Genomic DNA, 8290 nt, shown 5'->3' on the forward strand with positions numbered 1-8290 from the left:
CCAGGTCGTGGCCGGGCTGCAGTTCCTGCTGGCCTGCTGGGCCGGGACGTGCCCGACCTGCCGAAGATCCCTGAAGCCGACCCGACATGCCGAACCCGCCCCAACCTAACCAAGCCCTACTAGAAGGCCACTGAAAATCTTGTGGAGGGGCCGCCGAACGAGTCCCTATCGAATCCGGGGAGCAGTTCAGTCTTGGCCGTTCCAGGACCGCCAGAGCGCCGCGTACGGCTCCTCCGCGACGGCGAGTTGAGCAGCCGTGTCGAGCGCAGGATGCGAGGCAGCAGGCCGACCGGGGCCAGGCTGTCACGGATGTGCGCGGCGCCCGTCGGCCCGGTGGTGGTTCTGGTCAGCCGGGTCGCCAGCGCGTGCGGGTTGTCCGTACTCAGTGAGGCGTGGTGGCCGAGACGCATCACGCCTCGGCCGCAGGAACCGGCTTCAGCCGACGGAGCTGGGGAGGGAAACGATCAGTCTCAGCTGCTGCTTGTCAGAGGTGTCGAACTGGATCTTCTGCTGCCCCTTGCTGGCGGTGGTGCCGCCCGCGGGGACCTTCCATCCGGCAGCGGAGAGCCGGTCCGCGTAGGTCTTGGAAGTGACCAGCGAATCCTTCTCGTTCGCGGCCTTGCCGTAGACGAAGACGAGCGTGTCGTCGGTCTGGCTGGCGACGCCGCGCAGCTGCACGTTCGGCGGAAGCGGCGGGGCCGCGTCGGGGTAGGTGAGGGATATCTGCAGGGTGTCGCCGTCCACCCCGATGTTCACGATCTGCTTTCCTCGGGACATCGGGCCGTCGTGGGTCTCGTACCCGTTCTGCATGAGCTGCTTCACGTACGTGTTCTCGGCCTCTTTCACGGGCCCGTTCGGCTTGTAGCGCAGCATGAGGACGTTTCCCTCCGGAGCCTCGGCGCTGGTCACCTTCGCCCCCTCGGGCAGGGGCAGCGCCACCTGCTGCGAGTTGTCCGCCGTGCCGCCGGAAGAACCGGAGTCCTCGCTGCCGCCCTTCCCGGTGGCGCTGCCGCCCCCGGCAGAGTCGGCCGACGAGCCGTCTTTCCCGCCGCTGTCGCCCTTCGAGGCGCCCGCGTCCTGTGCGCTTGATGCAGAGCCCTCCGACTTACTCTGGGAGCCGCTCCCTTCGCTCTGGCACGCCGACATGGAAACAACCAGTGTCGTCGTCAGCAGAACTGCAGACAGAGCGGTTCGAGTGTTCAGTCGCACGGTGGAATAACTCCCTTATTGATGCTTCTGCCGGATTTTCCGGGACAGGATGTTTTGACCCCGAGCGGGACAAGTTCTTTTGACTCCGGAAGAACTTCGACCGCCGGGCTGGTGGCGGGATGACGCCCAGGTACGGGCCAGCACACGGACCGAGCGGCTCCTCGGCGTTGATCAACCTAGGCGGACCGGTAGGCCTGCGACCAGCAGGGAAGCTGTCCTCCAGTGGTCATGTCCCCTTCGGGACAGGACACGTCAAAGGCATGCGAAAGTAGGGGAGTTGATCAAAAGCAGGTGGTCGGGTGGCGCGGCGACGGGTCGTACCGCCCAGGGGAGGGGGGGCTCGGGTGCTGTCCGGTCTGGGACTCGACGAGACGTGCGGCGCGGTGTACCAGGCGGTGCTCTTCTCGCCGGGAGGTGCGACTCCTGACGGGATTGCCGCGGATCTGCGAGTGCCGGTGGCGGACGTGTGCGACGGGCTCGCACGGTTGCGGGCGCTGGGACTCGTCCGCCCCCTTGTCGAGGCGGCGGGCGCCTTCCGGGCCGTGAGCCCGGCCGTGGGGTTCGCGCCGTTGATCGCCCGGGCCGAGGCGGAGGCGTCCGCCCGCTCGCGCGCCGTGGTGGCGGCCCGTGCCCACGTGGAGGAGCTGGCATCCCGTTTCGGAACGGCACCGCACGACCGGGGCCGCGACTTTGCGGTGCTCCTGGGCGAGGCCGAGGCGTGGGAGGCCGTGCAGCAGGTGGCCGAGGACGTGAAGACCTGCGTGCGGCTGTTTGCCGCGGCCGGTCCGGCACCCGGCCTGGCCGCCGAAACCTACGAGCCCGCATACCGGCTGGCGGTGCGTGCGGTGGAGCAAGGTGCGGAGGTACGGCTCATCGTCCTGGACTCGGTCCGGTCGACGCCCGACGTGCTGGAGGGCGTGCGCTGGATGAACGCCAAGGGCGTGACCGTCCGGAGTGTGCCGACGCTTCCCGCCTGGATGTTCGTAGTCGACGACTCCTACACGCTCATGGCCCTCGACCCGGCAGACCACCGTGCCGGTGCCCTCACCTTCCGCGCCCCGGGGCCGATGGCCGCGGCACGGGACCTCTTCGACCGCCGCTGGGCCGCCGGGTGCTGCCTCAGTGAGGATCCCGAGCCGGCCGACGAGAGGCCGACGGCCCAGCAGAACGAGGTCCTGCGGATGCTCGCCGAAGGCGCGAAGGACGAGGCGGTCGCCCGGTGCATGAGCGTCTCCACCCGGACGGTGCGGCGGCTCATCGCCGACATCGGCGAACGGCTCGGCGCCGAATCACGGTTCCAGATCGCCGTCCGCGCCACGGAGCGGGGTTGGCTGAGCTGACTCGCCCACCAGCACGCCCCCCGCGGTCCACCAGCGGACGTGACCGCCGGGGGGCAGGTGCGGCCTCTCGGCTTCATGTCGGCAGACCACCTGGGGGTCTATCGCCTCATGACAGTGGAATCCGGTACCGGTGTCACCCCGGTGTCAGCGGCGGACCGTCACATACCCCACCGTGACCAGCGGGAAAGACGGCGGGAAGCAGCCGCTGGCGACTGCCGACCACTTCACTGACACGAACCCGACACATCGCAATTCCGAAGGGCACCGACAACCCGCTGGGTGCGGGTCCTACTGGCCTGCCGTGAGGCTTCGCAAGGCGCCGGCGACACGGGCCAGGGTGGCGGCGAGACCGGCAGTGGTGTCCAGGAAGACCTGTCCCCGAGAGGTAGACGCCTCCTGCCCGGCCCCGTCAGGGGCCGGGCAGAAGGGATCTCTTATGGTGAGGAAGGCCTACTCGCCCGGGTTCAAGGCGGACGCGGTCGCACCGTACCTGGCGGACCCGGGCCACACCCTCGAGGGCATCGGCAAGGATCTGGAGACCATCCGGGAGGACCGGCCGGGCCCACCGTGTCCGGGGCCCGTCAGCGACGCGGGTGGAAGACGAACCGCCGTCCGGGGCCGTCCACGGGCAGCGCGAACCCTCCGACCTCCGGCAACGACAGGAACGGGATCTCGGTGGCCTCGGGCAGCACCTGGATCTTCCCGGTGTCGAGCGGAACCGCGACGGGCACGTTCCCGGACGCCGCGTCGCCGTTCCGGTAGCCGTAGGCGATGCCGTCGTCGCCGACGGACACCAGGTGGACGCCCCGGTCGTCGTCGCTCATCCCGCCCGACTGGTCGTCCTGCTCGACGAGGCAGTGCGCCTTGTCCTGCTCGAAGTCCAGGGCGAGGGTGCCCGCGACGGCGTAGCGGCCGTTCGGCGACAGGGCGGACTGGGAGGGGACGTTCTGCGGCCCGGCCCCCGTGTCGCACACCGTGGACATCTCCAGTTTCCCGGACTTCAGGTCGTGCACGGCCATCACCGGTGTCGCGCCCCAGCCCGCCGCGCCCGTGGTCGGACTCCAGGAGGAGACGACGTGGTCACCGAGGATCTGCCACACACGGCCGTCGTCCTCAGGCTTGTGCTTGCGGGTGCCCGGTGGGATGGCGTCACGCGACAGCCAGGTGTCGCCGACACCGAAGCTGCCTATGCTGCGCTCGACCAGTGGGCCGTCGGGGGAGAGCCCGGCCACCTTGCCCCGGCAGCTGTCCCACCCCTTGTTCTCGCAGATGGGGGGAAGTTCCACCTGGTCGTCCTCGTACGTCTGGACACGGTTGTCCGAGATGTCGATCGTCGCGGAGTCCCTACCGGCCGACCACGGAGGGGTCCAGCGGACCACGACCCCGTTCCCTCCGTCGTGCACCACCCGGCCGCTGTCGGCGTCCGCCGGGACGGTGACGGCGGGGGCGGGGGCGACCTCCTTCCCGGAGGAGTCGGCCGGGTAGAAGACGAGGGAGAACGCACCTGGCTTCTCGTCGGAGGCACCCTCGCCGGAGGCGTCACCAGAGGCGTTACCGGGGGCGGTCTCGTTCTTGCCGTACGCCCAGAGAGCGACGTACTCCCGGCCGTCCTCGTCCACGACGAGGAGCTGCGGGGCCGGCTGGGGCGTCGCGTCGGCCTTCCCACTGTCCGTCGGGGCCGGCGGCTGCCACTCCCGGCTGCTCCACCGGAGCTCGCCGGTGGCCGCGTCGCGGGCCTCGACGACGTAGCCCTGGCCCTTGCGCTGCAGGAAGGCGACGATGCCGGCCTTGGGTGCGGCCCCCACCGGCGGGTGGGAGGCCACCTCCGAGTTCTCCTTCGGCAGCCAGTCGAGGGACGCGTGCCAGCCCTTGGAGGTGTCGAAGTTCTCCGGTGCCTTCACCGACGGCTTCGGGGATGCGGAAACCTCCGGGGAGGAACCGTCCGAGCCGCTCTCCCCCGCCGTACCACCGCTGCCACAAGCCGCCAACAGCCCGGCCGCCACCGCAGTGGCGACCGCCCATCTCACGGTCTTCATCGTGCCCCTTTTTTCGGCCGCGGGAAGCGGACGGACCGCTACACACCCGCACGCACAAGATCGTCAAAAAGCCAGAGAGTACAGCAGGCTTTTGAAGCGGATGTCACAACCACGTATCAGGTGGGCGAAAAGACGATCGTGTGACCCACGGTGCACGCGGCTTCGGCCCGGGCGCCGGTGGGGCACCCGGTGCGATCTCTCGGCTTCATGTCAGCGAACCACCTGGGAATACACCGCTTCCCAATGGGCTCGTTTCAACCTGAACTTGCAGGTCGCGGGGCTGGCGTGGGCGGGGGATGGTGACGGGGCGGTCACCTTCGGCCCGGCCCTGGTTGGGGTAGCGGACCAGCAGGTTGGCGCTGCCGGTGTAACCAGCTCTCGGATCTCTCGCAGCAGTTGGGGAACGGGGATGGCGGGGTCGGCCTGGCGCCGTTCGCGCAGGTGGTCGCGGTAGGGGTCGACGAGCGTAGGCCGGTGGGCAGGGGCGATGCGCAGGGCCTGCGGTTCGGGCATCCGGGCGTAGCGTTTGATGGTGTTGAGGGCCAGGCCCAGGCGGCGGGAGCAGTCGAGCAGGCTCACGCCCTGGCCGAGGAGATCGTGGATCTTGTTCCAGTGTTCGCGGGTGGTCTGCTCGCGGACTCCGCCGGGGCGGGGCGGGTTGATGGTGGCGCGGCAGCCGGTGTGGGCACGGACCTCAAGTTGGACTTTCTCGCACAGATTGCGCCAGAGATGCTGCGAATCTGCACCGGAAGGACACGCCGCGACCTGCAGCAACCTCACGAGCCGTCACCGCAAAATCTGCACCCCGAGGTCACCACCACCCCACACCGCACGGCGAACCCCCAGCTCACCGCCCTGACACCAGCGCTGGAGGGCACTGGTGTCACCACTACAGAAACCGGTGACATGGAGACGCAGATTCGCAGGTGTCCCCGCCGATCCGGCACCGACACTTCCCCGCAGGTCATCATCACGGGGACGCTGCGGGCGGCGGAGGCGGAGCACACCGGGGGGCGGTGGAAAACCCCAGACCCCGGACAGTCGGCGACGACGCATAGACGGAGCCCGCCGCCGACCCAGGGCGCCTACACGCACGACACGCCCTTGACCCAGCACAACGACATCGACGGTCACCACGCAAACGACAGGCGCCGTGCAAAAACCGCAGCTCAACCGTCCGCGACCGGTGACAGGCCATGACGCCACCCGACTGACAACCCAGTGACGCCCATCAGCCGATTTACCCGCCAAACGATAGCTCCTTTCATTGGTCTGACGATACCTAAAGGAGAAACTCCCAGAACAAAGACGCCAGGCCAGGGGAAGTAAATGACGTACCACTGATGAAGAATGCATGACGCCCATCAGTGAAGGTGCGGTCAGTCATAGGCGTTGGGGTCGGCCGTGTCGCTCCACCGGCTGAGAGCGCCGCACTGCGGGGCCGGTCTGGGCGAACGATCGATCAGGATGACCAGGGCCCGGTGAAGCTCCCGGCTGATGCAGAACATCCAGCGAGGCCCTTGTTCCCTGCTCCCGCAGGAGAGCAGGCGGATGACACGTACGGCATCCTCAACGGGGTCGTCGGCGGCAACGTGGTCCGCCGTGCCTGCCAGGAACTCGTAGTCCGCCCTGGACGTCGCCGCTTCGGCCACGGCGGACAGAGGTATCGCATGGAGGGTCTCGGGCGTGGACGGCTTGCCGGACGCGACGGCGTCAGCGGTGACCGCGCGTATGGCGAGGGCGGCGAGCGCCGTGAGTAGCCGGTCGCCACGGTCGGCATCCATGCCCCACCGGTGAAAGGTCTCGTGCCGCCTCGCTCGATGCCGTGGTTCCTGGTCCACCAGGGGCAGGACACGCCGGCTCAGAATCTTGCACTGCGGCCACACCGGTCCCAGCCCTGATGCCATGGCTTCGCCTTCCCTCGTTCAGGGCCCAGGTTCTCCCTACGCGCAGGGGACGTACAGAACCGAGCTGTACGCGCGGCCCGTTCCAGTGGGCCCGGTGGGGGACGTGATGGGAAGGGTCCGGTGGTCGTGTTCGCCACGTATGCCTCCCTGGTGGTGTCGGCACCCAACCCCTGCCACCACGGCCCTGACCAGCGACAACACACCCCGCGCCATACCGACCGGCAACCAACTGACCCGCACCATCACCAAAAACGTCAGCCCCGGATCGGCATCCGTGTCACCACCCGAAACCCGCACGGCAACGAACTGACCTGCAGAATCCCCGTATCTCCCGCACTGACATCACGATGCCGAACCACCACCGACAAAACCCCGCAGATCATCAGCGCGGCGTGACGGTCTCCGGCGACGACCAGGGCGAGGCCCGCGCCGCGCTGGAGGGCCTGGCGGTCAAGCTCCTGCAGGCCGGGGAACGGCGCGGCCGCGGACAGGCGGTTGGCGCGGACATCGACGGACTGCGCGCCATCGCCCGCGCCTGCCCCGACACCCTCGCCGGCGACCGGGACAAGGCCCTGGTCCTCACCGGCTTCCACTACGCCTCCCGCTCCCAGGACCCGGCCGGACTGCTGACCGGCGACGTCACCCTGCACCCGCGCGGCCTGGTCGTCGCCGTGCTCACCGGCAAGACCAAGCACTCCGTGCGCAACGCGAAGATCCGCTACGCCGACGATCCCGAGATCTGCCCGGTGCGCGCGTGGACTGCCTACCGCACCCGGCTGGCCGCCGAGCACGGACAGCGGTGGGCCGACCCGTCGGCGCCGGCGTTCGTCGGCATCGACCGGTGGGGCCACATCAGTGGCGGCATGGGACCCGACTCCGTCACCCGCGCCGTCAAGCGGATCTCGGAGCGGGCCGGGGTGCCCATCGCCTGGACCGGGCACTCCCTGCGCATCGGCCTGGCCTCTGTCGCCCGCCGCAACGGCCGCGACGGCATCGCCATCGCCGACCAGGGCGGCTGGGCCCGCCACTCCCGCTCGATGCTCGGCTACATGCAGCGCGACGACGGATGGGACGACAACGCCTCCGCCGGTCTCACCTGATGTCTACGCAGGTAAGACCCGGTCAGACCCGTTGGACCCAACAGGTCTGACCGAACTCGCCGCCGCCCTACGCGGCCGGGCCGAGGAGCTGGCCCATTGGCACGACTCACTCACCAAGCTCATGGTGGACCCGAGGGTGGAGAACCAGCGCCGTCGCGAGGACCCGGACGGTCCCGCGTACGACGAGCACGGCACGGGCCCGTACTGCGGGGCCGTCGCCCGCTGAGCGCGTCGAGCTGGGAGTCGAGTTCCTGGCCGAGGGTCGAGCAGCGGGCGTACCCGATGCGGATGTCCGCGCTGGACAGGTCCGGGTCGATGGGGGCCGGCGGCGGGGTGCCCGGCCGCCATGGCCGGCCCGGGCCGCGGTCGGCGGGGGTCGGGCCTGCTGGCTGCGGTGTTGTCAGAACGGCTCTTCACCGCGGTGTGCGTTGTGGGGTTGCGTGTCCGCACGACCGGTGCGGAACACGCACGCCGTCATGCCTTCATGTTGGCCACCTTGTTGTCCCGTGCCTTCTTCACGACGGCATCGGCGCCAGAGGTCTTCTCACTCGGCCTGCTGACGTCCTCATTCTTCGAGGTGCGGGGCTTGGTGCCCTTCTGATTGCCGTGTTCCTGCACGTCATTGAGGTCTTCTCGGCAACGTAATGGTTGCGGTGCGTGACGATGCTTGGGCGGCGCGATGGTGACCTGGCGTCAGA

7 protein-coding genes and 1 pseudogene are annotated in these 8290 nt (G+C 69.2%); 3 read left to right on the plus strand and 5 right to left on the minus strand.

Features of this window, described 5'->3' with window-relative positions:
- Positions 1-435: 435 nt before the first annotated feature.
- Entirely contained in the window at positions 436-1146 is a 711-nt protein-coding gene (locus JL475_RS37335) for a hypothetical protein (RefSeq protein ID WP_202282666.1), read from the minus strand.
- A 407-nt stretch (positions 1147-1553) separates the two neighbouring features.
- Here JL475_RS37335 and JL475_RS37340 point away from each other — a divergent pair, with 407 nt between their 5' ends.
- Positions 1554-2549 carry a helix-turn-helix transcriptional regulator gene (locus tag JL475_RS37340; RefSeq protein WP_202282667.1) on the plus strand — a complete coding sequence of 332 codons (996 nt, stop codon included), beginning with the start codon at positions 1554-1556 and terminating at the stop codon, positions 2547-2549.
- 581 nt (positions 2550-3130) lie between these two features.
- On the opposite strand, the gene JL475_RS37345 is transcribed toward JL475_RS37340, so the two are convergent.
- The 3 genes and pseudogenes from JL475_RS37345 to JL475_RS37355 all read right to left on the minus strand — a co-directional run bounded on the left by JL475_RS37345 (position 3131) and on the right by JL475_RS37355 (position 6369).
- Positions 3131-4585 carry a hypothetical protein gene (locus tag JL475_RS37345; RefSeq protein ID WP_202282668.1) on the minus strand — a complete coding sequence of 485 codons (1455 nt, stop codon included), beginning with the start codon at positions 4583-4585 and terminating at the stop codon, positions 3131-3133.
- A gap of 289 nt (positions 4586-4874) precedes the next feature.
- Positions 4875-5329, minus strand: a pseudogene (locus JL475_RS37350) (ISL3 family transposase); the annotation flags it as partial.
- Positions 5330-5964: 635 nt separating this feature from the next.
- Complete coding sequence (locus tag JL475_RS37355) at positions 5965-6369, minus strand: hypothetical protein (RefSeq protein ID WP_202282669.1); 405 nt, start codon at positions 6367-6369, stop codon at positions 5965-5967.
- A 515-nt stretch (positions 6370-6884) separates the two neighbouring features.
- Between JL475_RS37355 and JL475_RS37360 the strand changes: the two genes are divergently transcribed.
- Both JL475_RS37360 and JL475_RS37365 read left to right on the plus strand, forming a co-directional pair.
- A complete protein-coding gene (locus JL475_RS37360; protein ID WP_202282670.1) occupies positions 6885-7592 on the plus strand; it encodes an integrase in 708 nt (235 codons plus the stop codon).
- A gap of 31 nt (positions 7593-7623) precedes the next feature.
- The gene (locus JL475_RS37365) at positions 7624-7818 is read left to right on the plus strand and encodes a hypothetical protein (protein WP_202282671.1); all 195 of its coding nucleotides are present in this window, start codon (positions 7624-7626) and stop codon (positions 7816-7818) included.
- A gap of 248 nt (positions 7819-8066) precedes the next feature.
- Here JL475_RS37365 and JL475_RS37370 read toward each other — a convergent pair whose 3' ends face one another.
- Positions 8067-8210, minus strand: a complete 144-nt coding sequence (locus tag JL475_RS37370) for a hypothetical protein (RefSeq protein ID WP_202282672.1) — start codon at positions 8208-8210, stop codon at positions 8067-8069.
- Positions 8211-8290 lie beyond the last annotated feature (80 nt).

Origin of the sequence: Streptomyces sp. M2CJ-2, assembly GCF_016757295.1 — a bacterium.
Taxonomy (GTDB): Bacteria; Actinomycetota; Actinomycetes; order Streptomycetales; family Streptomycetaceae; genus Streptomyces.

Coding starts and splice junctions, on each gene's coding strand:
- JL475_RS37335 (WP_202282666.1), bottom strand. CDS start 1,146: ATGTCGGCGTGCCAGAGCGAAGGGAGCGGCTCCCAGAGTAAGTCGGAG.
- JL475_RS37355 (WP_202282669.1), bottom strand. CDS start 6,369: ATGGATGCCGACCGTGGCGACCGGCTACTCACGGCGCTCGCCGCCCTC.
- JL475_RS37345 (WP_202282668.1), bottom strand. CDS start 4,585: ATGAAGACCGTGAGATGGGCGGTCGCCACTGCGGTGGCGGCCGGGCTG.